The 22,374-nt window shown below is 59.9% G+C and carries 22 protein-coding genes, 1 tRNA gene and 5 pseudogenes; 16 read left to right on the top strand and 12 right to left on the bottom strand.

Features of this window, described 5'->3' with window-relative positions; all coding sequences use genetic code 11:
- The 3 genes and pseudogenes from AC1D2R_RS16855 to AC1D2R_RS16845 form a co-directional block, all read right to left on the bottom strand.
- Positions 1-122: pseudogene (locus AC1D2R_RS16855) on the bottom strand (IS630 family transposase); the annotation flags it as partial.
- Positions 100-1,002 carry a hypothetical protein gene (locus AC1D2R_RS16850; protein WP_477968542.1) on the bottom strand — a complete coding sequence of 301 codons (903 nt, stop codon included), beginning with the start codon at positions 1,000-1,002 and terminating at the stop codon, positions 100-102. The gene AC1D2R_RS16850 and the pseudogene AC1D2R_RS16855, both read right to left, overlap by 23 nt.
- A 493-nt stretch (positions 1,003-1,495) precedes the next feature.
- Positions 1,496-1,756: a helix-turn-helix domain-containing protein gene (locus tag AC1D2R_RS16845; RefSeq protein ID WP_477968540.1), complete on the bottom strand. Its 261-nt coding sequence runs from the start codon at positions 1,754-1,756 to the stop codon at positions 1,496-1,498.
- Positions 1,757-1,864: 108 nt separating this feature from the next.
- Here AC1D2R_RS16845 and AC1D2R_RS16840 point away from each other — a divergent pair.
- A pseudogene (locus tag AC1D2R_RS16840) lies at positions 1,865-2,137 on the top strand (LysR family transcriptional regulator); the annotation flags it as partial.
- Here AC1D2R_RS16840 and AC1D2R_RS16835 read toward each other — a convergent pair.
- Positions 2,136-2,414, bottom strand: coding sequence for a helix-turn-helix domain-containing protein (locus AC1D2R_RS16835; RefSeq protein WP_477968538.1), 279 nt, complete (start codon positions 2,412-2,414; stop codon positions 2,136-2,138). The pseudogene AC1D2R_RS16840 and the gene AC1D2R_RS16835 overlap by 2 nt on opposite strands.
- Before the next feature lie 97 nt (positions 2,415-2,511).
- On the opposite strand from AC1D2R_RS16835, the gene AC1D2R_RS16830 reads away from it, so the two are divergent.
- Complete coding sequence (locus AC1D2R_RS16830; protein WP_477968536.1) at positions 2,512-3,402, top strand: LysR family transcriptional regulator; 891 nt, start codon at positions 2,512-2,514, stop codon at positions 3,400-3,402.
- Positions 3,403-3,428: 26 nt separating this feature from the next.
- Here the strand turns inward: AC1D2R_RS16830 and AC1D2R_RS16825 are convergent, their stop codons facing one another.
- The gene (locus AC1D2R_RS16825) at positions 3,429-3,719 is read right to left on the bottom strand and encodes a hypothetical protein (protein ID WP_477968534.1); all 291 of its coding nucleotides are present in this window, start codon (positions 3,717-3,719) and stop codon (positions 3,429-3,431) included.
- Between the two features lie 51 nt (positions 3,720-3,770).
- Here AC1D2R_RS16825 and AC1D2R_RS16820 point away from each other — a divergent pair, with 51 nt between their 5' ends.
- Positions 3,771-3,989 carry a hypothetical protein gene (locus AC1D2R_RS16820; protein WP_477968532.1) on the top strand — a complete coding sequence of 73 codons (219 nt, stop codon included), beginning with the start codon at positions 3,771-3,773 and terminating at the stop codon, positions 3,987-3,989.
- 21 nt (positions 3,990-4,010) lie between these two features.
- Here AC1D2R_RS16820 and AC1D2R_RS16815 read toward each other — a convergent pair whose 3' ends face one another.
- Positions 4,011-4,292: a helix-turn-helix domain-containing protein gene (locus tag AC1D2R_RS16815; RefSeq protein WP_477968530.1), complete on the bottom strand. Its 282-nt coding sequence runs from the start codon at positions 4,290-4,292 to the stop codon at positions 4,011-4,013.
- A gap of 17 nt (positions 4,293-4,309) precedes the next feature.
- Entirely contained in the window at positions 4,310-4,768 is a 459-nt protein-coding gene (locus tag AC1D2R_RS16810; RefSeq protein WP_477968528.1) for a HipA domain-containing protein, read from the bottom strand.
- Here AC1D2R_RS16810 and AC1D2R_RS16805 point away from each other — a divergent pair.
- Positions 4,689-5,057, top strand: a pseudogene (locus tag AC1D2R_RS16805) (ATP-binding protein); the annotation flags it as partial. The gene AC1D2R_RS16810 and the pseudogene AC1D2R_RS16805 overlap by 80 nt on opposite strands.
- A gap of 195 nt (positions 5,058-5,252) precedes the next feature.
- On the opposite strand, the gene AC1D2R_RS16800 reads toward AC1D2R_RS16805, so the two are convergent.
- On the bottom strand, positions 5,253-5,498 hold the full coding sequence (locus tag AC1D2R_RS16800; protein ID WP_477968526.1) for a CrpP-related protein: 246 nt from the start codon (positions 5,496-5,498) through the stop codon (positions 5,253-5,255).
- Positions 5,499-5,779: 281 nt separating this feature from the next.
- Here AC1D2R_RS16800 and AC1D2R_RS16795 point away from each other — a divergent pair, with 281 nt between their 5' ends.
- Entirely contained in the window at positions 5,780-5,983 is a 204-nt protein-coding gene (locus AC1D2R_RS16795) for a cold-shock protein (RefSeq protein ID WP_477968524.1), read from the top strand.
- Between the two features lie 29 nt (positions 5,984-6,012).
- Here the strand turns inward: AC1D2R_RS16795 and AC1D2R_RS16790 are convergent.
- Positions 6,013-6,457, bottom strand: a pseudogene (locus AC1D2R_RS16790) (ABC transporter ATP-binding protein); the annotation flags it as partial.
- 892 nt (positions 6,458-7,349) lie between these two features.
- On the opposite strand from AC1D2R_RS16790, the gene AC1D2R_RS16785 reads away from it, so the two are divergent.
- On the top strand, positions 7,350-7,790 hold the full coding sequence (locus AC1D2R_RS16785; protein WP_477968522.1) for a DUF1330 domain-containing protein: 441 nt from the start codon (positions 7,350-7,352) through the stop codon (positions 7,788-7,790).
- A gap of 391 nt (positions 7,791-8,181) precedes the next feature.
- On the opposite strand, the gene AC1D2R_RS16780 is transcribed toward AC1D2R_RS16785, so the two are convergent.
- Positions 8,182-8,257 (bottom strand) — tRNA-Ile (locus tag AC1D2R_RS16780).
- Between the two features lie 153 nt (positions 8,258-8,410).
- Between AC1D2R_RS16780 and AC1D2R_RS16775 the strand changes: the two genes are divergently transcribed.
- Positions 8,411-9,157, top strand: coding sequence for an SIMPL domain-containing protein (locus AC1D2R_RS16775; protein ID WP_477968520.1), 747 nt, complete (start codon positions 8,411-8,413; stop codon positions 9,155-9,157).
- Between the two features lie 247 nt (positions 9,158-9,404).
- A complete protein-coding gene (locus AC1D2R_RS16770; protein WP_477968518.1) occupies positions 9,405-9,788 on the top strand; it encodes a BRA0787 family protein in 384 nt (127 codons plus the stop codon).
- A gap of 86 nt (positions 9,789-9,874) precedes the next feature.
- On the opposite strand, the gene AC1D2R_RS16765 is transcribed toward AC1D2R_RS16770, so the two are convergent.
- Positions 9,875-10,588, bottom strand: coding sequence for a GntR family transcriptional regulator (locus AC1D2R_RS16765; protein ID WP_477968516.1), 714 nt, complete (start codon positions 10,586-10,588; stop codon positions 9,875-9,877).
- Between the two features lie 270 nt (positions 10,589-10,858).
- Between AC1D2R_RS16765 and AC1D2R_RS16760 the strand changes: the two genes are divergently transcribed.
- From AC1D2R_RS16760 to AC1D2R_RS16730, 7 genes and pseudogenes are all read left to right on the top strand, one after another.
- Positions 10,859-11,947 carry an ABC transporter ATP-binding protein gene (locus tag AC1D2R_RS16760; protein ID WP_477968514.1) on the top strand — a complete coding sequence of 363 codons (1,089 nt, stop codon included), beginning with the start codon at positions 10,859-10,861 and terminating at the stop codon, positions 11,945-11,947.
- 31 nt (positions 11,948-11,978) lie between these two features.
- A complete protein-coding gene (locus AC1D2R_RS16755) occupies positions 11,979-13,277 on the top strand; it encodes an ABC transporter substrate-binding protein (protein WP_477968512.1) in 1,299 nt (432 codons plus the stop codon).
- A 158-nt stretch (positions 13,278-13,435) separates the two neighbouring features.
- Positions 13,436-14,350 carry an ABC transporter permease gene (locus tag AC1D2R_RS16750; protein WP_477968510.1) on the top strand — a complete coding sequence of 305 codons (915 nt, stop codon included), beginning with the start codon at positions 13,436-13,438 and terminating at the stop codon, positions 14,348-14,350.
- Between the two features lies 1 nt (position 14,351).
- Positions 14,352-15,173 carry an ABC transporter permease gene (locus AC1D2R_RS16745; protein ID WP_477968508.1) on the top strand — a complete coding sequence of 274 codons (822 nt, stop codon included), beginning with the start codon at positions 14,352-14,354 and terminating at the stop codon, positions 15,171-15,173.
- A 4-nt stretch (positions 15,174-15,177) separates the two neighbouring features.
- Positions 15,178-15,921, top strand: coding sequence for an aspartate/glutamate racemase family protein (locus tag AC1D2R_RS16740; RefSeq protein ID WP_477968506.1), 744 nt, complete (start codon positions 15,178-15,180; stop codon positions 15,919-15,921).
- Positions 15,922-15,924: 3 nt separating this feature from the next.
- A pseudogene (locus AC1D2R_RS16735) lies at positions 15,925-16,525 on the top strand (flavin reductase family protein).
- An 88-nt stretch (positions 16,526-16,613) separates the two neighbouring features.
- Positions 16,614-17,102: a heme-degrading domain-containing protein gene (locus AC1D2R_RS16730; protein ID WP_477968504.1), complete on the top strand. Its 489-nt coding sequence runs from the start codon at positions 16,614-16,616 to the stop codon at positions 17,100-17,102.
- Between the two features lie 41 nt (positions 17,103-17,143).
- On the opposite strand, the gene AC1D2R_RS16725 is transcribed toward AC1D2R_RS16730, so the two are convergent.
- The gene (locus AC1D2R_RS16725) at positions 17,144-18,400 is read right to left on the bottom strand and encodes an AGE family epimerase/isomerase (protein WP_477968502.1); all 1,257 of its coding nucleotides are present in this window, start codon (positions 18,398-18,400) and stop codon (positions 17,144-17,146) included.
- Positions 18,401-18,571: 171 nt separating this feature from the next.
- Between AC1D2R_RS16725 and metH the strand changes: the two genes are divergently transcribed.
- A complete protein-coding gene (gene metH, locus AC1D2R_RS16720; protein WP_477968500.1) occupies positions 18,572-22,345 on the top strand; it encodes a methionine synthase in 3,774 nt (1,257 codons plus the stop codon).
- Positions 22,346-22,374 lie beyond the last annotated feature (29 nt).

Here is a 22,374-nt window from a genome sequence, read left to right as displayed (position 1 = left end):
GACCACTTCACCACCGAAGAGACCGCGACCTCGAAACGCGCCGCAACTGCCCGACTACTTTCGCCGTTCAGAACGGCCGCTACAACACGCTCACGAAGATCATTGGATAACGGTGCGGTCATGTGATGCTGGCCTCCATCCAGCCAGCATCAGTGAATCAGAACAATGTCGATTCGGGAATCTGACCCGATTCAAAAAAATGCGGAAACGCTCTAGAAGGAAGCGCGCGCCGAGCTCGCCACGAATTTGCGAGGTTCCCACCACCGGCGGAGAGTTCGACGTCTCGCGGCCAAACACCCGGATTTCCTTGAAGCGGGGAAGGGCAGTCAGCAATTCCTCCGTCAGCCCGACCGTGTAGAGTTCGGCATTCTGACCCTCGCCAAGGTTGGCAAACGGGGCGATGGCCAGCGTCGGACCCTCCGGCGGCAATAGGCTGGCGACAGACTTGGATGACGCTGCAAGGTACGGCGAGGCAATGACGGTCAATCCCATAGCACTGAACGCGGCTAACAAGCCGATGGAGATCATCAACAGTCCCCGCCCGCGAGTGCGGGTCGAGGGCCGCAAAGGCCGAGGGGGTGCGAGCGGATCGGCCGTCTCCAGTGGCGCATCGGCAATCAGATTGTTCCAGGTGAATGCCGGCACGTATCCGCCTTTGGGAATGTCTATTCGAACGGCGTCGTTCTGCCCGGCGACGAGGTAGTAGCGCTCAAGAGCTCGCCGCAAGCGGCCCGCCTCGATGCGCACGACGGGGTCGTCTTGGGTAAAGCCCTCATCGCGTCTGAACACCTCGATTGCAATAGAATAGCCCTTTAACCGGTCGCCGCGGCCGGCAAGCGCTTCCTCCGTCACGTAGGTCAGGAACGCAGCGCTCCTGCCGATATGAGGAAACTCCGGGCTGATGAGGATGCGCTCAAGCTGAGACTTGATATCGTCCTGGCAAGGGGGAGGGCGCAGAAAGGCTGGCGCAGTATCGCGCCCGGGTTCCAATGCATTTTGCATGGTCTTTTCCTCACCCGCTCTTGAGGGATGAATCAACTAGAGATTTTATTAGTTGTATCTACTGTAACCTACTGCACAAATTGATCTAAGTCCACGAGGAGATCGCATGAGTGCACGCTGTTATTGTGTTGTGCTGGTAGGTGTTCAACTGAAGAATGAATTTGCGTATCGCTGTCGCCGGAACCTACGCGGCTCCGCGCAACAAAGGCGCTTGAAATTTGATCTCCAATTCACATCATTGACGTCAAGTTCGTCATGAGGCCCGCTTTAATTTCGAGCGCGGGTCGTCGATTTACTCAATCCAAAGATATGAGAATTGCGCTACGATTGACGGGGTGGCGCTATGTACTTGGGGTTGGTCTGCTTCATCGGCATGATTGGCTCTGCAGAGCGCTTCTAGCGACTTACTCGTCACGATGCAGGCGCTATCCGCCCCTGATGGGATCTCTCAAGACCACTATCGTGAAACTCGTCGTCCCTAGTGCGCACTCGTCTACCGGGCTTTTCGACCAGGCCGAAGGGGGGCTGGTTTTGGATCTGTAGCATCTGGCACGATAAATAGGACCGCGACATCCACAGCGAGTGCAGTAGCAAGACGATCAAGCAGATCGATTGAGGCGTTATGCCTTCCACGCTCCAAATCGCTCACAACAGTCCGATCGACGTTCGCATCAACAGCAAGGTTTTCCTGGGTCACGCCCAGCTCTGAGCGCAACTGTCGAAGATTCCAGGCGATGCGAGCACGAGTGTCCATAATTCATGGCCACCATCTTGCATTGCGTTAATCCATCGGATATATCCGACATATTATATCAATCTGGACTCCACTGCGATCAGTCCACTCCCGAGATCGGTGGTCTTCATGGAACTACGCCAGCTCTCCTATTTCGGGGCGGTGGCCGAGGAACTGCACTTCGGCAGGGCGGCTGCCAAGATCCGCATTGCCCAGCCGGCGCTGAGCACGCAGGTGCAGGCGCTGGAGAAGGAGCTTGGCCTGCAGCTTCTGGGCCGCACCACAAGACGGGTGGAACTGACGCAGGCAGAAGAAACCTTCAAGAGCCGCTGCATCAGGATCCTCAGCGAAATCGACCTGAGATCACCAGGGGCGGTGGCCGGCAAGACGATGAAGGAGGTCAGCGCGCTCCGCTGCTCCCCTTATGCTTTCGACCAGACCGAAGGGGTGCGGGTTGCGTGTCCGTTGGCTTGATCTCCGCGAACAGCGCGCCAACCGTAACTGACAAGGCCTTCGCAAACGCCTCAAGCGTCGCGATCGTGACGTTCTCTTTGCCGCGCTCCACGCGTCCAACGTAAGAACGATCGATATTGGACTCTAGCGCCAATCTCTCTTGAGACAAACCTTTTGCGACGCGCAAGCGCCTGAGATTCCAGCCGATGATCTGCCGTGTGTCCATGTGGAAACAAGACATATAAACGGCTTGACAATCGACGGACTGACAGTCCCTAATTAGGAGTAGAATGCTACATCCCTGAGACAAGCCGGAGGGCCTCATGGAACTACGCCAACTTTCCTACTTCGTGGCAGTGGCCGAGGAACTGCACTTCGGCAGGGCGGCCGCCAGGATCCGCATTGCCCAGCCGGCGCTGAGCACGCAGGTGCAGGCACTGGAAAAGGAGCTTGGTCTGCAGCTTCTGGTCCGCACCACCAGACGGGTGGAACTGACACGGGCAGGCGAAACCTTCTATGATCGCTGCATCAGGATCCTCAGCGAGATCGATCTGACGACCGAGATCACCAGGGCGGTGGCCGGCAAGACAATGAAGCAGATCAGGATCGGTACCGTCTATCCGGCCACCACAGGGGTGCTGCCGGCGTTCCTGGCAAAGATCGCCCGCAAGTATCCGGATGTGCGCATCCATATTTCCAGCGGCAACACCAGCGATATCATCCGCAGCCTGGAAAGCGGCCAGATCAATCTCGGCTTCATCCGACCGGTCGAGAACATCGGCTCGCTGCGGTTCTTCTCGATTGCCCATGAACGCTATCTGCTGGCGGTGGCAAAGGCGAACCGGCTGGCAGCGCAAGAGGAGATCGGCATCGAGGATCTGCGCGATGAGAAGATCATCGCCTTCAACAGGCAGAACCTCTCCTACACCGAACGGTACTTCAACGAGAAGTTCGAGGCCTATGATCTGACCCGCAACATCGCCTATACCTGCGACGACACCTACTCACTGGTCTCGCTTGTCTCGGCAGGGCTTGGCATCGGCTTTGCACCGGAGTGGATTCGCGATCTGCCCAACCGTGCCTTCGAGCTCAAGAAGGTGAGGGGGATCGATTTCCGGATCGGGCTCGGGGTTGCCTGGAACAGAGACGATCCCACTGCCTCGCGCGATGACATCGTCGATATTGCCCGTTCGCTGGCAAGGCCGGGCAGGTGAGGCACATGGGACCGGTGGGATCCTGCTCATACACACTCGCCAATGTGGCTAAGACCAAGTTCACGCAATCCGTGGGCAAACTGTTCGAGTGCCGCGTCGCCGTTGATCGAGGCCTCCCGCGTAAGGGTTGATGGTTCGCACTCAGGATATCGCTTGGTCAGCTCCGCGACAGCCGTGCTGGCGTCGGTACGCCGCCCTGCTCCCGCGAGGCAGAGTGCCTCGAACAACCGCGTCGTCGGGGTTTCAGGTGAGCCGGACACTGCCTCCCAGCCTGCGTCATAGTCACCGACGAAGTAACAGACGCGAAGCTTGTTCATGTAATACCGGGCCGGTGCCGAGGGATTAAGCCTTCACGCGCGATCGATGACGTGCCGCGTGCCCAGAATACCGGCGACGAACTTTGCGATCCGCGTCATCACGTCGGCATTGGTTCGACCGGTCGCCAGTGCCTACTCGAAAGCAGCCCTCGCCGCCACGCGATTGCCGTCGTCGAAGTACATGTCCCCCGCTTCGATCTTCACCAGCGGGTCGTGCGGGTCGAGGTCGCGACGTTCCTGCTGTGCGGTGTTGACGTCGATCTGCCATAAACACGTCTGCGCTTAGTGGACTCAATTCGGCCATCGCGGGACAAACCCAATGCCAAATCCAAACAATCGGCCAATTCTTTCCAGCGTTTCAAGCGTTGGGTTTGCCGCTCCCGCTTCGATCTCAGCAACTTGGCGCCTAGTGAGCGCTAGTATTTTGGCAAACTCCTCCTGGGTCATGCCGAAGCCCTTGCGGATTTCAGCAACAGCATGAGGCAGCCTCAGGTCGCCATTTCGCGCACGCTCTGCCAGCGTTCGCCGATTTTCGAGAATCTCTTCTTCCGTGGGTTTCTTCCAGCGAGCCATTTAGCTGTCCTCCGGCATCATGGCCACGCCGCCAGAACGCTGTCCGCGATTTCCATGCAGCGTCCCATTGACCGTTCCAGAATTTCCGGAGACGCTCCCATCTCTTTCGCCATATCTGGCGCCTGTCGCAGGTGTTTGGCAAACGCTGAAAGCGCAGCTGCGAGTGCTTTCTGCTCATCAGGGTTTGGCATCAGTTCGACGCAAATCCGATTCCAATCGGGAAAATGATCGCGACCGCCGTCACGCATCATAGCCCACCTGGTGGAGTGGAAGATCCCCTCTTTGGCAAGCCGCATGGGTGCGAAATCGAACAACGGAGAGAGACGTACCGTGCCCTCTGGATGCTTGCTGAGAGCTGAATTCCGGCCGTGATTATCGGGATTGCCGAGCGCTAGGGTCGCAACTCTCGTGAGAGCACATGGCGAGGGACGCCTGGAGGAGCGGCTCGCGTTTCTCGCCAAGCCCAAGCTGCTCATTGTCGATGAGCTAGGCTATCTTCCGTTCGACCCCAATGCAGCCCATCTGTTCTTCCAGCTCGTGTCCCGGCGCTACGAGCGGGGTGCGATGCTGATCACGTCCAACCGCAGTGTCGGAGAATGGGGAACGGTGTTCGGGGATCCCGTCGTAGCAACCGCCATACTTGATCGGTTGCTACACCATAGTCACGTCATCACAATCCGTGGCGACAGCTACAGATTACGAGAAAAGCGTCGCAGCGGACTCCTGCAAAAGGCCACAACGACGCACGGATTGGAGAGTAACTAACAACCCTTGGCGGACCAGTTTTAGGTGTCGCCAGCGGACCAGTTCACGATGACGCTTGGTAATTTATGTACGTCGCAGTTGCCGCCGTTGCAGTGACGGCATGGTCAGTGACGGAATTGCACAAAGAGCCAACAACGACGGGCGAGCATGTCGCAGCCGTTCTCCACTAAGAGATTTGGCAGTCGGGTTTCTACGTTAAGCGTTTGCCTGCACGTTGATTAGCTCTCGAAAGTACTGCGAGATTTTGCCATCTCTGCTAGCGTTCTCCGCTTCCCAGCCAAACTCCCAGGCATCGCGGCGTACGACCCAATCGCCAACCAAGATTGCGTCCTCGTTCGGCCGACGGTCAGGGCTCAGGTAGGGATTCTCGTTGGCCTTCAGACCGAGAATACGAGCCCTCGAGCCGGCCTCTTGAAGGTCGATCAACTCTTCTATCGTCATCCAATACTCCCTACACCCCTCCGTATGCTACTCAGCAGGTCGGCGATGTGCAAGCTTCGGCTAAAGTAGAAAATGCGATTACGGGAGGGTGACGCTGCGATATACTTGCCTCAACCTCCCCAAATTCGAATTGCTGAAGCTGCCTAGAATCCGCGACGGAAGCTATTTCTCACGCGGCCGCCTCACGGGGCTAAGCAGTGTGGCGTTTGCGATTGATGAGCAGTCTCGCTCGCGATAGGTTCGCGTTGCGAATCCGCAGAACCACACGGGAATAGGTCTACATGGCGACTGGAACGGTAAAATTCTTCAACGACGACAAGGGATTCGGGTTCATCACTCCCGACAATGGCGGCCAGGACGTGTTCGTTCACATCTCCGCATTGGAACGCGGCAGTTCGTTGCGTGAAGGCGACAAGGTCAGATACGAAGTCGGACAAGACCGCAAGACCGGGAAATCGAAGGCCGAAAACGTTTCGGTCCTCTGATCGACTGGGCCGATGTTCGATGAACCCGCAATTGTGCGGGTTTCGCCATCGGAAAGAGTCTCAGCCGTAGCTATGCCGTCCTCTCTTGCTTCCTCGAGATCGTGAGTAACGAGGATCATCGTGACCGCTTCCTCGCTCCAGATGCGGGCGAGTTCTTTCGATATCTTCGTCATCGCGTCGAGTGCACCGAATGGTTGGTCTAGCAGAAGGATACCAGGCTGGACAGCCAGCGCCCTTGCTATACCGACCCGCTGAGCCATTCCACCGGACAACTGTGATGGTAGAGCTTCTGCGAAGTCGGAAAGACCGACGAGCTTCACATAGCGCGCGGCCAGTTGCCTCAGACTTCTTGACTCCGCGGTTCTCGAGCGGAAACCCAACGTTGTCTAGGACCGAAAGCCAAGGCAACAGCCTTGGCTCCTGGAATATCACGGCGCGATCGTTGCCCACTCCGCGAATGGGCTGGCCCTCAACCGCCGACTGTGGCGATCGACGCTGTGCCCCCAACCACCGAGCCAAGGACAGCAGACAAGGCACCAACAATCACGGGGTCCAAAAACGCACTCCTCGTGTGACCTAGCGATCCAGGTTCCCAGTCACTAGGACATCGAAGGGCCAGATAACCTTCGACCTTGACTCCGCAAGGACACAGGGGGGGCCCATTTGTTAGCCAAGGCAGAACTGGAGGCGCGGGGAGTATCGCCGAGGAAACCCAAGGCAAGGCGCACCGTTCGTTCACCAAGTTATCACCGCGATCGACGCCCCCTTTTTGGAATCATGCCCCACGCAAAATCCAGGAAGGTCTCGGCATAAAGCAGGACGCCGATTTCCAGTGGTCAAAGGCAGACCTCGACTGGGTCTGGAAGCAGGCCATCGCAAACGGCGTCGAATGGTTGCATAGCGACGAGGCCAAGGCATTATGTTCCGCCCGCATTTGTTAGATTGCAGACTGATGCGGGTGTAGTGTTCGGGGATCTGCTTATGCGAATGTTCACGGTTTTGCCCACGGCGGGATTTGCAAGGTTGCCGGAACGTTCCGTGTTTTCCGCATTAAGTAAGCGGCTGACGAGAGGGGCTGCGACGTCAATGTCATCTCCTCTCATGGACGTACCGGCATCGCCCGCGCCGCTCTTGCCGATCATTGCGGCAAGCTCTTACGCAGGCCCAGCACCTAGGGCGAAAGCGAGCTATCGGAGAGGTACTCCGGACGCACTGAGGAACTGACGCTGACAATTTTACCTGACAGGGTCGCTCTTCGGTCCGCGCCTCCAAAAGCGAGGACTACCCCGCTCCCTCGTGGTAAAACGGCAACAGGAAGAGGGAGGAACGCCGCCATCACTTCACGCCGTCGCAACCGGCTTTGCCAATGGCGATCGCTAACCCGGAACCGGCCAAACTGAGGCGTGAGGGTTCCAGTTCTTTCGCTACGAAAGAGGAGACGGAAGACACACTTTCCAAAGCCCGGCGTGTTCTGCGCAAGAGCCTGCCATTGGCACTTGTTCACCGAGACGAGGAATTTACCATGCGCAAGACTTACATCGTTTCGAATATCAATGTTACCGATCTGGACGGTTATGAGAGATACTTGAACGCGGCCATCGAAGTGACAAGGGAGAACGGTGGCAGAGTGTTGGTGGGTGGCAGCCCAATCGAAATCATCGAAGGCAAATTGCACAACCGCATCGTGGTCATTGAGTTTGAGAGCATCGAAGCGGCACGCTCTGCGGCGGCGGGTTATACAGTTCTGCGTGATACGCGCGGGACTTCGGCCCCTGATTATAATTCGGTCATCGTGGAGGGCATATGAGCGGATGGAGGCGGCGAAGCTTATCCCCCTGATCGCCCCTCAGGTCTCGTCGGGAGAGTTGACGGTACCTCAAGGGCTGGGTTTGGGTCTCTGCCCAATGCATTTTACGCCACGAACGAAGAAGTAAGTGGCGCAAAGTCGAAGTTCGACGCTCGCCGTCATATCGCACTTAGCGAGTGACAGCCCCGCAGGCTGATGTCAGCAAACCCGCCTTCAAGCCCCGCCAACGCGCGTTTGCCTGCGGATACCGCCCCGGGGGCGGCTTTGCGCTCCAGCGCCCCGGCAGGCGGCGGGGCGGGCGCGATTTCCACAATTTGACGCCATATCGACGCCACAGCCCGGGATGGCAAAAGCAAAAGGGGCCAGCCTTTCGGCTAACCCCTTGAAAAGATGGTGGGCCCGGAGAGACTCGAACTCCCAACCAAGCGGTTATGAGCCGCCGGCTCTAACCATTGAGCTACAGGCCCGGGCGGCCACAGTGGCGCCGTGCGTCCGGCGCAATGGTTCGCCGGGGCAGTTTCGCTCTAACGCAATTCTTGAGCGGTCACAAGCCATTGCCGCAATAGCTTCACAATCCAACGGCAAAGGAATAGCCGTAGATCACAATCGGGGAGTGAAACATGCCATTGTGCAACACCAAGGGGTTCGTCTTTAGTCTGCTCGTCAGCCTACCGGCCGCCGCCGCTGCCGGTCTGCCAGCCCTGGCTGCTGATTCGCAGCCGCGCCAGGCGGTGATTTCGGTGATCGGCGAGGGCCGGTCGACGATGGCGCCCGACACGGCGGTGCTCACCCTGTCCGTCGTCAGGCAGGAAAAGACCGCGCGCGAGGCACTTGACGGAAACAACAAGGCGATGAGCGAGGTTCTTGCCGCGCTGAAGAAGGCGGGAATTGCCGAGCGCGACCTGCAGACATCGGGTTTTTCCGTCCAGCCGCAGTACAGGTTTCCACAGGGCAGCGACGGCCAGCAGCTGCCGCCCGAGCTGATCGGCTATCAGGTGTCTAATTCGCTGACCGTGCGCGTCCGCGATCTGTCCAAGCTCGGAGCCATCATAGACCAGTCGGTGACGCTCGGCGTCAATCAGGGCGGTGATATCCAGTTCACCAATGACAAGCCCGACAGCGCGATCGAGGCGGCGCGCAAGGATGCGGTCGCCGATGCGATCAGCCGGGCAAAGACGCTCGCCGTGGCTGCTGGCGTCAAGCTCGGCAACGTTATCGAGATCAACGAAAGTGGCCCGCGGCCGCAGCCCGTGCCGGTCTACCGGGCGGCGATGATGAAGGAGGCGGCCGATTCGTCGGTGCCGATCCAGGGCGGCGAAACAAGCTACAACATCACCGTCAATGTGACCTTTGCCATCGCCCAATAGGCCATTCCGGCCTTCGGTAACCTAAGTTGATTCAACTTGAGCCGTTGATATAGTGTTTGATATCAACGGCTTATGTCTTTTGATCCGGCAATGTGGGGCGTCGAGGTGATAAAAGCCTTTATCACACGTATATTACACTATAACATTGATCGTGTTATTCGGTCCGGTCGGGAACATGAGTTCTGTTCCCGCTTTCATGCCGGCCGATGAGGAGGAATTGGCACTATCCCCACAAGAGGAGACAGACATGACGAATGCCTTGCCGCCACTTCACAACGGACACGCCCCGTTCACCCTTCAGGAACTCTTCCGCGAAGCGCTCTATGCCTTTGAGGAGTGGGACGCGGAACTTACGGAGCCGATCGTGACATTCGAGGGTCGGGTCGTTCCCATCAGCTCCGTCTTCGAGGCCATGCGCCTGTGCAATGATATCGTTCCCATGAACATCGTCGGCGCCGTCACCGAACGGCTGACAAAGCCGTGGGAAGGCGAGGGACCGCTCGATCAGATGACCTTCTCGACAGCCGCCCGGGTCATGGGTGTCCTTGTGCGCAAACGTCTGCATTCGACGGGTACGCCTGACATCGTGGCGGTTGCATCGGCCCCGGCCGAGCGCCGCTCGCGCGGTTGAACTCAATTCTCGCGGCTGCCGAACCGGTGGCCGCGATTATTGTGCCGGGGCATCTCCACCTCGGAGTTGCACCTGTTAACGGATCCTCAGGGCTCGAACGCTTCTTTCAATCCTTGTGTCTTTCGCTCCCGCAGATCGAGGTCGGCCTCGATATGTGCGATGTGATGCACCATGAGATGGCAGGCGTGATCGAGATCCTTGCGTTCAATCGCGGTGACGATGTTGCCATGTTCCGAGTGGCCGCAGCTCGAGACGGTCGATTGGCCGTAAAGCGCGATCACCAGGGATGAGCGTGCGACAAGTTCGTCCATGAAACGCTGCATGATCGCATTGCCCGAAATGGCCGCAAGCGTCAGGTGAAAATCACCGGACGCCTTGATTTCGGCACGGCGGGCGGTCTGCCCGCGTTCACCCATCAGGCGGGTCTCTTCAAGCAGAAGCTGCTTCAGGTGCTGGATTTCGGACGGCGTTATTCTTGCTGCCGCGTCGCGCAGGATGCCGGGTTCGATCAGGCGCCGGGCGGCAAAGATCTGACGGGCCTCGTCCGGCGAGGGGTAGGCGACAAACGCGCCGCGGTTCTTCTCGACATTGACAAGACCCTCGAAGGACAGCGCCTGGAGGGCGGCGCGCGCAAGCGTGCGACTGACGTTGAAAAGTTTGCCGACGTCATTTTCCGACAGCTTGGTTCCCGGCGAGAGCCGACGCTCCACGATCGCATCGCGGATGGCGTCGCGGATCTGCTGGGCGCCGGTTTCGCCGGAATCATCCGTTGTCTGGAGCGCGTTTGCGGCGGAATTCATGAAATGGAATACCTTCTATATCTGCAAATGATATCCGTCTTTGGGGCAAAAGTTAATCGGAATTTGCGATCAAAATTACGTCTAAATTGTATACGATTTTTTGCACGAATTGCAGACGATAGCCTATTTCATGTGCAGGTGTGAGGTGGCGCTGAATTTTACGGCAAAGACTGCGCTTGCAGGAAACGCCTGTTTTCCCAAGTGTTTGATGCGGGTCGATAGAAACTGGCACGGCAGATGCATTGTTCTTCTCGAACAGGGGAAGACACGATGGGAAAAGCGGCAGAGATCGATATTGCATCCGTTTCCAAGGTGTATGGCGCCACCACGGCGGTGCACGCGATCAGCCTGAAGATCCCGGCGGGCTCCTATTGCTGCTTCCTGGGGCCGTCCGGTTGCGGCAAGACGTCGACGCTAAGGATGATTGCGGGGCACGAGAGCATTTCGTCAGGCGACATCCGTCTCGGTAATACTGTCGTGACCGATTTTCCGCCGGCCAAGCGCGGTACGGCGATGATGTTCCAGTCCTATGCGCTGTTTCCGCACCTCGATCTCGTCGACAACGTCGCCTTCAGCCTGAAGATGAAGGGCGTCGAAAAGGATGAGCGCCGCGCCAAGGCGATGGACATGCTGAAGCTGATGCAGATGGAAGCCTATGCGACGCGGCGGCCGGCACAGCTCTCTGGCGGCCAGCAGCAGCGTGTCGCCCTTGCCCGGGCGCTGATCACGGATCCTGAGGCGCTACTGCTCGACGAGCCGCTATCGGCGCTGGATCCGTTTTTGAAGATCCGCATGCGCGCCGAACTGAAGAAGCTGCAGAAGACGCTCGGGATCACTTTCGTGCATGTGACGCACAGCCAGGAAGAGGCGATGGCGCTGGCAGACGTCATCGTGATCATGAACGACGGCAAGATCGAGCAGGCCGCGGCGCCGCGCGACGTGTTCGAACGCCCGGCGACTGCCTTCGTCGCCCGTTTTATGGGCGATCACAATGTTCTGTCGGGCCGCGTCACGTCCTCGAAGGACGGCGTCGTGACGCTGGAAGTGCCGGAAGGCCAGACGTTTTCGGTGCGCGGCGAGGGCAGGCGGGTCGGCGAGGCCGTCGATATCGGCATCCGCACCGACCGTGTGCGCCTTAATACCGCCTCCGACAAGACGCTCGGTTTCAACGGCATCGTATCCAACATCGAATATCGCGGCGCTTCGGTGAAGATCACCGCAATCGGCGCGGGCAGTGACGACTTCACGGTCATCGCGAGCGACGGCGACTATTTCGCCAAACCCGCATCGGTCGGCGATGCGGTGTCTCTGAGTTGGGCCCTGGAGGACGCCGTCCTCCTCGGCCGCGTTTCCGCATGAATCATCATCACCACAAAAAGAGGGAACTGACATGACTGATGAAACGAAATCCATCAAGACGGGCAATGGCCTGTCCCGTCGCACGCTCTTGAAGACGAGTGCTGCTGCGGCCGGCGCGATCGCCGGCTCTGGCCTCATCACCGGCTTCCCGACCATCTGGGCGAAGACCAACATCACGCTTCGCCAGTTCGGCACCGGCGTTTCGAACATCAATGCGATCGCTGAGAAGTGCAAGGCCGACCTCGGCATCACGCTCGAGATGACGGCGACCGATTCCGACGCCGCCGCACAGCGCGCCGTCACGCAGCCCGACAGCTACGATATCGCCGACATCGAATACTGGATCGCCAAGAAGGTTTACCCGACCGGCGTGCTGCAGCCGATGGACGTCAAGAAGCTCAAGTACTACGACAAGATCGTGCCGCTCTTCATCAACGGCAAGCTGAAGCCCGACAGCGTCATCGCCCAGGGCACGGCACCGCACACGGTCGGCTTCGTCGAAGGCCAGGAATCCAAGGCGTTCGCCAAGGAGCCGACACAGTGGATGACGATGGTTCCGACCATCTACAACGCCGACACGCTCGGCATCCGTCCTGATCTCGTCGGCCGCGAAATCACCACCTGGGCCGATATCATGGACCCGAAGTTCAAGGGCAAGGCCTCCATCTTGAACATCCCCTCGATCGGCATCATGGATGCCGCGATGATCATGGAAGCCATGGGCAACATCAAGTATGCCGACAAGGGCAACATGACCAAGGAAGAGATCGACAAGACGATCGAATTCCTGATCAAGGCCAAGGGCGACGGCCAGTTCCGCGCCTTCTGGAAGTCGTTCGACGAGTCGGTCAACCTGATGGCCTCCGGTGAAGTCGTCATCCAGTCCATGTGGTCGCCGGCCGTTGCCGCTGTCCGCTCCAAGGGCATCGCCTGCAAGTATCAGCCGCTCAAGGAAGGCTACCGCGCATGGGGCGGCGGTCTCGGCCTGGCAGCGCACCTCAAGGGTGCCGAGCTCGACGCAGCCTATGAATACATCAACTGGTACACGTCCGGCTGGGTCGGTGGCTATCTCAACCGCCAGGGCTACTATTCTGCTGCCATGGATACCGCCAAGGAATTCATGTCTGCCGACGAATGGGGCTACTGGATCGAAGGCAAGCCGGCGCAGGGCGATATCCTGTCTCCGGAAGGCAAGATCATGGAGAAGGCCGGCGCCGTTCGTGACGGCGGTTCGTTCGAAGAGCGCATGGGCCACGTCGCTTGCTGGAACTCCGTCATGGACGAAGACCGTTACATGGTCCGCCGCTGGAACGAGTTCATCGCTGCCTAAGGCTCTTGGCTTTCCTCTCCCAGCCCTCCCGCAAGGGAGGAGCGAGGAGGGGGCGGCCAAGAAACTCCCTCCCCTTGTGGGGAGGGTTGGGGAGGGGTCTTGGACGGCACCTCCCTCTATCGGCAGGGATGAAAGCTTGATTTCCGAAAGGATTGGGAATGGCGACGATCGCTTCAGAGCAGACAGACGGGAAGGCCGGGCCGATCCGCAGCGGCGGTTTTCGCCTTCCGCCGTGGGCCGCCTCCTACATCCAGGCAACGCCGCTCGTCATCATCCTTGGTTTCTTCTTCGTTCTGCCGATCGCGATGATCGCGGTGGTGAGTTTCTGGGATTATGACTTTGCCGGCCTCTACCCGGCCTTTCTGACGATGAACTACACGGATACGCTCGGCTCGTGGGTCACGTGGAAGACCTATCTCAACACGTTGAAATTCACGGCAATCGTCTGGGTGCTGACCCTCTTCATCGGCTTCTGGGTCGCCTATTTCCTCGCATTCCACATCCGCCGCACGTCGACGCAGATGATCCTTTTCCTCGTCTGCACCGTGCCGTTCATGACGTCGAACATCATCCGCATGATCTCCTGGATCCCGGTGCTCGGCCGCAATGGCCTGGTCAATACCGCGCTGGTCAACATGGGGATCGTGCCGCAGCCGATCGAGTGGCTGCTCTATTCCGATTTCGCGGTCGTCCTGGCGATGGTGCATCTCTACACGCTGTTCATGGTGACGCCGATCTTCAATACGCTGATGCGCATCGATCGCTCGCTGTTCGAGGCGGCGCGCGATGCGGGTGCCAGCGGCTGGCAGATTCTCTGGAATGTCGTGCTGCCTCTCGCAAAGCCCGGCATTGCGATCGGCTCCATCTTCGTTGTGACGCTTGTCATGGCCGACTTCTCGACCGTGCAGGTCATGTCCGGCGGCCAGAGTGCGTCGGTGGCGCTGATGATGAAAAACCAGATGTCGCTGCTGCAGTATCCGGCGGCCGCCGCCAATGCCGTGGTGCTGCTGATCGTCGTCCTGATGATGGTCGCGGCGATCCTGCGCGTTGTCGACATCCGCAAGGAGCTTTGAGATGAACCACGAAAAGCGCACCTTGGAATTCTATGCCCTGGCGGCTTTCTTTCTCGTCTTCGTGCTGTTCCTCTACGGGCCGCTGTCGGCGATCCTGATCCTGTCCTTCCAGGGGCCGGAGGGCGGCTTGACCTTCCCGCTGAACGGCGTGTCCGTCCACTGGTTCTTCAACCTCTTCGAAAAGCAGGCGGTCGGGGATTTCGGTGCCTCCTTCCGCCGGTCGTTCACGCTCGGCTTCATGGTCATGGTGGTGACGGTCGTGGTGTCGCTGCTCGCGGGCCTGGCGTTCCGCCGGCGGTTTCGTGGCTCGACCGTGCTTTTCTACACGACGGTCGCCAGCCTCGTCGTTCCCTCGATCATCATCTCGCTCGGCATCGGCGTCGTGTTCCAGCAGGGCGGTCTGCGGCCTGCGTGGTACTCCTCGGCATTCGGTGCGCATCTGACCTGGACGCTGCCCTTCGGCGTGCTGATCATGTTTGCCGTCTTCAACCGTTTCTCGCCAGCCTATGAGGAAGCGGCGCGCGATCTCGGAGCGAATTCCTGGCAGACCTTCCGCCATGTCGTGCTGCCGATGATCGCCCCCAGCCTGATCGGCGTCGGGCTGTTCGGCTTCACGCTCTCCTATGATGAATTCGCACGCACGCTGATGACATCCGGCAGCTACAACACGCTGCCGCTCGAAATCTATGGCATGACGACCAACGTCACGACGCCCGTGCTCTATGCGCTCGGTACCGTCACGACGCTCTTCTCCTTCACGATCATTCTCGTCGCGCTCGCCATCATGCTCATGCTGAGCCGGCGCCAGGCAAAGATAAGCTGACATCATGCGCATTCTACTCGTCAATCCAAACACGACGGCCTCCATGACCGAGAAGGCCGCAGTCGCGGCACGCGCGGTGGCTGCTGCGGGGACAGGGATCATCTCCGCTACGTCGCGCATGGGGCCGGTCTCGATCGAGGGGCACTATGATGGCGCCTTCGCCATTCCGGGGCTTCTCAGCGAACTGAAAGAGCGGCAGGCCGCCGGCTACGACGCCGCCGTCATCGCCTGCTTCGACGACACCGGGCTTGATGCCGCGCGCAGCTTTGCCGATGTCCCTGTGCTCGGACTTTGCGAATCCGCCATCGCGACCGCAGGCTTTCTTGCGCAGCGGTTCACGGTCGTGACGACGCTGGAGCGGTCGCGCGTGCTGATCGAAAATCTTGTCCGGCGCTACGGCATGGGTGAGCGTGCGAAGGTTCGAGCGTCCGACATTCCGGTGCTCGAACTGGAGGACGCAGCGTCCGGCGCGATCGGGAAGCTGCGTGCGGAGATCGAGCGGGCGCTGTCGGAGGATGGGGCCGAGGCGATCGTGCTCGGCTGCGCCGGGATGACCGATCTGGCGCGCGAACTACAGGAGATCTATGGCGTGCCGGTGGTGGATGGCGTTGCGGCGGCCGTCAAGCAAGCCGAGGCGCTGGTGTCGCTCGGACTGTCGACCAGCAAGCGCGGCTCCTATGCGTCACCGTTGGCCAAGCCCTTCATAGGGGCGATGAGTGACTTTTCGCCGATGCGGGCGGCAGGCTGAGCGATGTCCATTTCCTTGGATTTTGAAACGCTCTGCGAACGCTGATGATCGGCACTGTCGTTCCGCGTCCGATCGCGCTGGTGACGACGGTGGACGAGCATGGCCGCATCAATGCTGCGCCATCCAGCTTCTTCAAATTGTCTGTCGGCCGATCCGCCGATCCTCGCTCTGGGCGTGGAGAACAACCCCGATATGTCCTTCAAGGATACCGGCCACAATATTAGGATGACGGAAGTCTTCACCGTCAATATCGTCTCGTTCGCGTTTTGCCGAAGCGATGCATGTCTGCGGTTCCAAATGCCCGCGCGGTGTCGATGAGCTGAACGAAGCGGGATTGACGGCGATGCCCGGTACCAAGGTCGCGTCGCCGTGGATCGCGCAAGCGCCCGCGGCTTTCGAGTGCAAGCGGCATGTGACGCTGGAGCTCGGCAGGTCGCGGCAGATCATCATGGGCGGGGCGTCTATGCGCACTATCGCGAGGGTGTCGTCGATCCAAGAGCGTTTGCGCGTCGATCCGGCAGCGCTTGATGCTATTGCGCGCCTTGGCGGCGATACGTGCAGCACGATCCGCGACCGCTTCGAGATGCTGACACCGAAGCTCTGAGGCGAGACCTATCATCACGATTGTGCTTTACTTTTCCGCTCTGGTTGCGAATGTTCAGGCAAAAGCATAGCGGAGTGAAGCAGACATGATGACGGCCGAAGAGGACCTCAAGCGGATCGCGGAACAGGAAAAGGCGTTGAGCTTCGACGCTTTCGATCTCACCACGGCGTGGCAACTCGGCAAGCTGTTGCACGAGCTCGGCAGCGAACGCGGTCTTGGCATCGCCATCGACATCACGCTCAATTCGATGCCTGTTTTCTACGCCGCACTTCCCGGCGTGACGCCCGACAATGTTCAATGGGTGCGGCGCAAGCGCAATCTGGTGCTGCGCTACTTCAAGAGCAGCTACGCGATTGGGCTCGATCTCAAGGAGAAGGGGAAAACCGTCGCCGACAACGGCCTGTCAGACGCGGACTACGCGCCGCATGGCGGCAGTTTTCCGATCAACGTCAAGGGGACGGGTTGCATCGGCGCGGTAACGGTATCGGGTTTGCCGCAGCGCGACGATCACAATCTGGCCGTCGAAGCGCTGGCGCTGATACTGGCAAAGGACCTGGACGCGCTGCGCCTGGCCTGAATGAAGGCGGCGCCGGACATACCACGGCGCCGCCTCCCAGATCAGATCTTGCCACCAGCCTCGGCGATCACCTTGGTCAGGCTGCCGGTCGCCGGAAAGAGCGGGATCAGGCAGGCCTGAAGCGCGTGATAGATGTCGCCTTTGCCCGGGAAGATTGTGTGGGCGGGAACGAGGTCTTCCGTCAGCTCTTCATGCCAACCGCCGTTCTTGTGGTCGACGAAGCAGCGCTCGATCACGTTCCAGATCTTGCGATAGCTTTCCTCGTGGTAATCGCTCGGCAGGTGCTCGTTGAGGTAATGGGCGGCAGCCGCGCCTTCCGAGGCTGGCCACCACAGCTTGCTGCGCTTGGCGGGCGCGTCGTCCCAATCGAGCGTGTAGAAAAAGCCGCCCTTGTCGGTGTCCCAGCCGAGCAGCATCGACTGCGCAAAGAGTGCCTTGGCGGCATCCGGCATCCACGCATGCTTCTTGCCGCCGAGCGACCAGAGCTGCAGCAGCAGTCGTGCCCATTCCAGCCAGTGCCCGGGTGTGGTGCCCGAGGGGCGGAACATCTCGTTGCCGCGATAGGTCTGGTCGAGGACCCATTCTGACGAGAAGTGCTCGGCAACGCGCCAGTCAACGGAGCCCGCGGCGCGGCGGATGACGAGATCGGCGATGCTGTCGGCCTTGTCGAGATAGGCGTTGTCGCCGGTGGCTTCGAAGGCTGCCATCAGCGCCTCGGTCAGGTGCATGTTGGAGTTCTGACCGCGATAGCTGCCGCCTTCGATCAGCGACCAATCGGCATTGAACTCCTCGGCGATCGCGCCATGGTGCGGCTCCCAGAACCTGGTGTTCAGGACTTCGCTGACATCGGCGATCATGGCGTCTGCCAGCGGGTGACCGATTGTCTTGGCCGACGAGCCGGCGAGCAGAACGAAGGCGTGGCCGTATCCCTGCTTGGTGGAATCGACCGGGCCATCATTGTCGAGAGACCAGAAGTAACCGCCGTTCTTCTTGTCGCGATGATGGTTCCAGATATACTGCATGCCGTGGTCAACCACATCTTCAGCGCCTGGACGGCCGAGCAGGGCGCCGATCGAGAAGCAATGGACGGCACGCGCGGCGATGTGGACGCCACGCACCTGACCCTCGGCGTCGAGCGGCCTGCCGGTATCGTCCAGATCGTAGAACCCGCCCCTGGGATTGATGGAATCATGCTGGAAGAAATCGAACAGGGCATTTGCCTGGGCTAGCAGCCAGTTGCGGTGGTAGCTGCGGGTGGTCCAATTTCCGAGCGTGGCGTCGCCGATTGCAGGTGCCATGGTACTCCTCCGATTGCGTGCACAATGCCTTTCAAAGCGCCTATATAGGGGCGGTTCGAGTCTGTCACCCGGCAACCGCGTCAGGGACAGCTTCGTCAAGCGTATATTGACATAAAGATATCTTTATGTGAATTGGAGCGCTGGTCTTTAACGACGTCAAGGAGCCTGCCCGTGTTTGACAATCTTTTTGGTCCCCAGGGGGCAAAGCGTGACGGCGGTGATGTGTTCGCAGCCCTGAAAAAAGCGGCAAGCGAACGCATCCTCGTTCTTGACGGCGCGATGGGCACGCAGATCCAGGGGCTCGGCTTCGACGAAGACCATTTTCGCGGCGATCGGTTTATCGGTTGCGCCTGTCATCAGAAGGGCAACAATGACCTTCTGATCCTGTCGCAGCCGGATGCGATCGAGGAAATCCATTACAAATACGCCAAGGCCGGCGCCGATATTCTCGAGACCAACACCTTCTCCTCGACCAGCATTGCCCAGGCGGACTATGCCATGGAGGGCGAGGTCTACGCTCTCAACAAGGAAGGTGCCGAGATCGTACGCCGGGCGGCGCTGCGGGCCGAGCGCGAGGATGGACGCCGTCGCTTCGTGGCCGGCGCCATCGGCCCGACGAACCGAACGGCTTCGATCTCCCCCGACGTCAACAACCCGGGCTTCCGTGCGGTGAGCTTCGACGATCTGCGCATTGCCTATGGCGAGCAGATAGACGGCCTGATCGACGGCGGCGCCGATATCATCCTGATCGAGACGATTTTCGACACGCTGAACGCCAAGGCGGCGATCTTTGCCTGCGAAGAACGCTTTGCCGCCAAAGGCGTCCGTCTGCCTGTCATGATCTCCGGCACCATCACCGATCTCTCGGGACGCACGCTTTCCGGCCAGACGCCGTCGGCCTTCTGGAACTCGGTTCGCCACGCCAATCCGTTCACGATCGGCCTCAACTGCGCACTCGGCGCCAATGCCATGCGCCCGCATCTGCAGGAGCTTTCGGGCGTTGCCGATACCTTCATCTGCGCCTATCCGAATGCCGGACTGCCGAACGAGTTCGGCCAGTATGACGAGACGCCGGAGTTGATGGCCGCCCAGATCGAGGGCTTTGCGCGCGAGGGCCTCGTCAACATCGTCGGCGGCTGCTGCGGTTCGACGCCGGAGCACATCCGCGCGATTGCCGAAACCGTGGCAAAATACAAGCCGCGCGAGATCCCCGACCATCGTCCCTTCATGTCGCTGTCTGGCCTTGAGCCCTTCGAGCTGACAAAGGATATTCCGTTCGTCAACGTCGGCGAACGCACCAACGTCACCGGTTCGGCGAAGTTCCGCAAGCTGATCACCAATGCCGACTACACGGCAGCGCTCGACGTCGCGCGCGACCAGGTCGAGAACGGCGCGCAGGTCATCGACATCAACATGGACGAAGGCCTGATCGATTCCGAAAAGGCGATGATCGAGTTCCTGAATTTGATCGCCGCCGAGCCGGATATCGCCCGCGTTCCCGTCATGATCGACAGCTCCAAGTTCTCGATCATCGAATCCGGCCTGAAGCGCGTTCAGGGCAAGCCGATTGTCAATTCGATCTCGCTGAAGGAAGGCGAGGAGAATTTCCTCGCGCAGGCGCGCCTGCTGCACGCTTATGGCGCGGCTGTGGTGGTGATGGCCTTCGACGAGACGGGGCAGGCGGACAGCTACGACCGCAAGGTCGAAATCTGCACGCGCGCCTACAAGCTCTTGACCGAACAGGCGGGCTTCCCGCCTGAGGACATCATTTTCGATCCGAACATCTTCGCGGTCGCGACCGGTATCGAGGAACACAACAACTACGGCGTCGATTTCATCGAGGCGACGCGGACCATCCGTCAGCGCATGCCGCTGGTGCACATCTCCGGCGGCGTGTCCAACCTGTCGTTTTCCTTCCGCGGCAACGAACCGGTGCGCGAGGCGATGCACGCGGTGTTCCTCTATCACGCCATTCAGGCAGGCATGGATATGGGCATCGTCAATGCCGGCCAGCTTGCCGTCTATGACAACATCGACCCGGAACTGCGTGAGGCCTGCGAGGACGTGGTTCTGAACCGGCGGCCTGACGGCACTGAGCGGCTGCTCGAGGTTGCCCAGCGTTTTCGCGGTGCGGGCACGCGAGAAGCGAGAGTTCAGGATCTGTCGTGGCGCGAGTGGTCGGTCGAGAAACGTCTCGAGCATGCGCTGGTGAACGGCATTACCGAATACATCGACGCAGACACCGAGGAGGCACGCCAGAGCGCGGCGCGTCCGCTGCATGTGATCGAGGGTCCGCTGATGGCCGGAATGAACGTGGTTGGCGATCTCTTCGGTTCCGGCAAGATGTTCCTGCCGCAGGTGGTCAAGTCGGCCCGCGTGATGAAGCAGGCGGTGGCGGTACTGCTGCCTTACATGGAAGAAGAAAAGCGCCTTACCGGCGGCGACCAGCGGAAGTCAGCGGGCAAGGTCCTCATGGCGACCGTCAAGGGCGACGTGCACGATATCGGCAAGAACATCGTCGGCGTCGTGCTTGCCTGCAACAACTACGAGATCATCGATCTCGGCGTCATGGTGCCGGCAACGAAGATCTTGGAAACGGCCGTGGCGGAAGGTGTCGACATCATCGGCCTGTCGGGCCTGATCACGCCGTCGCTCGACGAGATGGTGCATGTTGCCGCCGAGATGGAACGCCAGGGACTGGATCTGCCCTTGCTGATCGGCGGCGCCACCACCAGCCGCGTGCATACGGCCGTCAAGATTCATCCAGGCTATACCAGGGGTCAGACGGTGTACGTGACCGATGCCAGCCGCGCTGTCGGCGTCGTCTCCGCGCTGCTGTCACCGAACGCGCGCGACGGCTACATCACCGACATTCGCGCCGAGTATGCGAAGGTCGCCGCTGCCCATGCGCGCAGCGAGGCCGAAAAGGTTCGCCTGCCGCTCGCTCGTGCTCGCGAGAATGCGCAGAAGGTCGACTGGTCCGACTACAAGCCGACGAAGCCAGGCTTCCTCGGCACCAAAGTCTTCGAAGATTACGATCTTGAGACGCTTGCGAAATACATCGACTGGACACCGTTCTTCCAGACCTGGGAACTGCGCGGCCGTTACCCCGCCATTCTCGAGGACGAGAAGCAGGGCGAGGCGGCGCGCGCGCTGTGGGCCGATGCGCAGGCAATGCTCAAGAAGATCATCGACGAGAAGTGGTTCCGTCCGCGGGCCGTCATCGGTTTTTGGCCGGCGGGTGCCGTCGGCGACGACATCCACCTGTTCAACGACGATGCGCGCAGCCAGGATCTGGCAACCTTCTACACGCTCCGCCAACAGCTTTCGAAGCGCGACGGCCGCCCGAATGTGGCGCTGTCCGATTTCGTGGCGCCGGTTTCGAGCGGTGTGAAGGATTATGTCGGCGGCTTCGTGGTCACTGCCGGTATCGAGGAAATCGCGATTGCGGAGCGTTTCGAGCGCGCCAACGACGACTACTCTTCGATCCTGGTGAAGGCGCTTGCCGACCGCTTTGCCGAGGCTTTCGCCGAGCGTATGCACGAGCGGGTCCGCCGCGACTATTGGGGCTATGCCAGGGACGAGACGCTCAGCAACGAGCAGCTCATCACCGAGGAATATGCCGGTATCCGCCCGGCGCCAGGCTACCCGGCACAGCCCGACCACACGGAAAAGGAAACGCTGTTTCGTCTCCTCGATGCGGAGAATGCAGCCGGCGTGAAGCTGACGGAAAGCTACGCGATGTGGCCCGGCTCCTCGGTTTCCGGCATCTACATCGGTCACCCGGAGTCCTACTATTTCGGCGTGGCGAAGGTCGAGCGCGATCAGGTCGAGGATTATGCCGAGCGAAAGGGCATGGATGTCGCCGAAGTCGAGCGCTGGCTGGGACCGGTGCTCAACTATGTGCCGCGCAAGCGGCAGGACGAGATCGAGGACGCGGCCTGAGCGGCTGCGTCTTCGTGCATCGATTCAAG

It is taken from the genome of Rhizobium sp. P1_C7 (assembly GCF_056406295.1).
The sequence above is the reverse complement of the archived record's forward strand: the minus strand, read 5'-3'. Positions and strand labels throughout refer to the sequence as shown.

Bases quoted from the DNA above. Each gene is read 5' to 3' on its own strand.
- AC1D2R_RS16850 (WP_477968542.1), bottom strand. From the start codon at position 1,002: ATGCAAAATGCATTGGAACCCGGGCGCGATACTGCGCCAGCCTTTCTG.
- AC1D2R_RS16845 (WP_477968540.1), bottom strand. From the start codon at position 1,756: ATGGACACTCGTGCTCGCATCGCCTGGAATCTTCGACAGTTGCGCTCA.
- AC1D2R_RS16835 (WP_477968538.1), bottom strand. From the start codon at position 2,414: ATGGACACACGGCAGATCATCGGCTGGAATCTCAGGCGCTTGCGCGTC.
- AC1D2R_RS16830 (WP_477968536.1), top strand. From the start codon at position 2,512: ATGGAACTACGCCAACTTTCCTACTTCGTGGCAGTGGCCGAGGAACTG.
- AC1D2R_RS16825 (WP_477968534.1), bottom strand. From the start codon at position 3,719: ATGAACAAGCTTCGCGTCTGTTACTTCGTCGGTGACTATGACGCAGGC.
- AC1D2R_RS16815 (WP_477968530.1), bottom strand. From the start codon at position 4,292: ATGGCTCGCTGGAAGAAACCCACGGAAGAAGAGATTCTCGAAAATCGG.
- AC1D2R_RS16810 (WP_477968528.1), bottom strand. From the start codon at position 4,768: ATGAGCAGCTTGGGCTTGGCGAGAAACGCGAGCCGCTCCTCCAGGCGT.
- AC1D2R_RS16800 (WP_477968526.1), bottom strand. From the start codon at position 5,498: ATGACGATAGAAGAGTTGATCGACCTTCAAGAGGCCGGCTCGAGGGCT.
- AC1D2R_RS16795 (WP_477968524.1), top strand. From the start codon at position 5,780: ATGGCGACTGGAACGGTAAAATTCTTCAACGACGACAAGGGATTCGGG.
- AC1D2R_RS16785 (WP_477968522.1), top strand. From the start codon at position 7,350: ATGGCGATCGCTAACCCGGAACCGGCCAAACTGAGGCGTGAGGGTTCC.
- AC1D2R_RS16775 (WP_477968520.1), top strand. From the start codon at position 8,411: ATGCCATTGTGCAACACCAAGGGGTTCGTCTTTAGTCTGCTCGTCAGC.
- AC1D2R_RS16770 (WP_477968518.1), top strand. From the start codon at position 9,405: ATGACGAATGCCTTGCCGCCACTTCACAACGGACACGCCCCGTTCACC.
- AC1D2R_RS16765 (WP_477968516.1), bottom strand. From the start codon at position 10,588: ATGAATTCCGCCGCAAACGCGCTCCAGACAACGGATGATTCCGGCGAA.
- AC1D2R_RS16760 (WP_477968514.1), top strand. From the start codon at position 10,859: ATGGGAAAAGCGGCAGAGATCGATATTGCATCCGTTTCCAAGGTGTAT.
- AC1D2R_RS16755 (WP_477968512.1), top strand. From the start codon at position 11,979: ATGACTGATGAAACGAAATCCATCAAGACGGGCAATGGCCTGTCCCGT.
- AC1D2R_RS16750 (WP_477968510.1), top strand. From the start codon at position 13,436: ATGGCGACGATCGCTTCAGAGCAGACAGACGGGAAGGCCGGGCCGATC.
- AC1D2R_RS16745 (WP_477968508.1), top strand. From the start codon at position 14,352: ATGAACCACGAAAAGCGCACCTTGGAATTCTATGCCCTGGCGGCTTTC.
- AC1D2R_RS16740 (WP_477968506.1), top strand. From the start codon at position 15,178: ATGCGCATTCTACTCGTCAATCCAAACACGACGGCCTCCATGACCGAG.
- AC1D2R_RS16730 (WP_477968504.1), top strand. From the start codon at position 16,614: ATGACGGCCGAAGAGGACCTCAAGCGGATCGCGGAACAGGAAAAGGCG.
- AC1D2R_RS16725 (WP_477968502.1), bottom strand. From the start codon at position 18,400: ATGGCACCTGCAATCGGCGACGCCACGCTCGGAAATTGGACCACCCGC.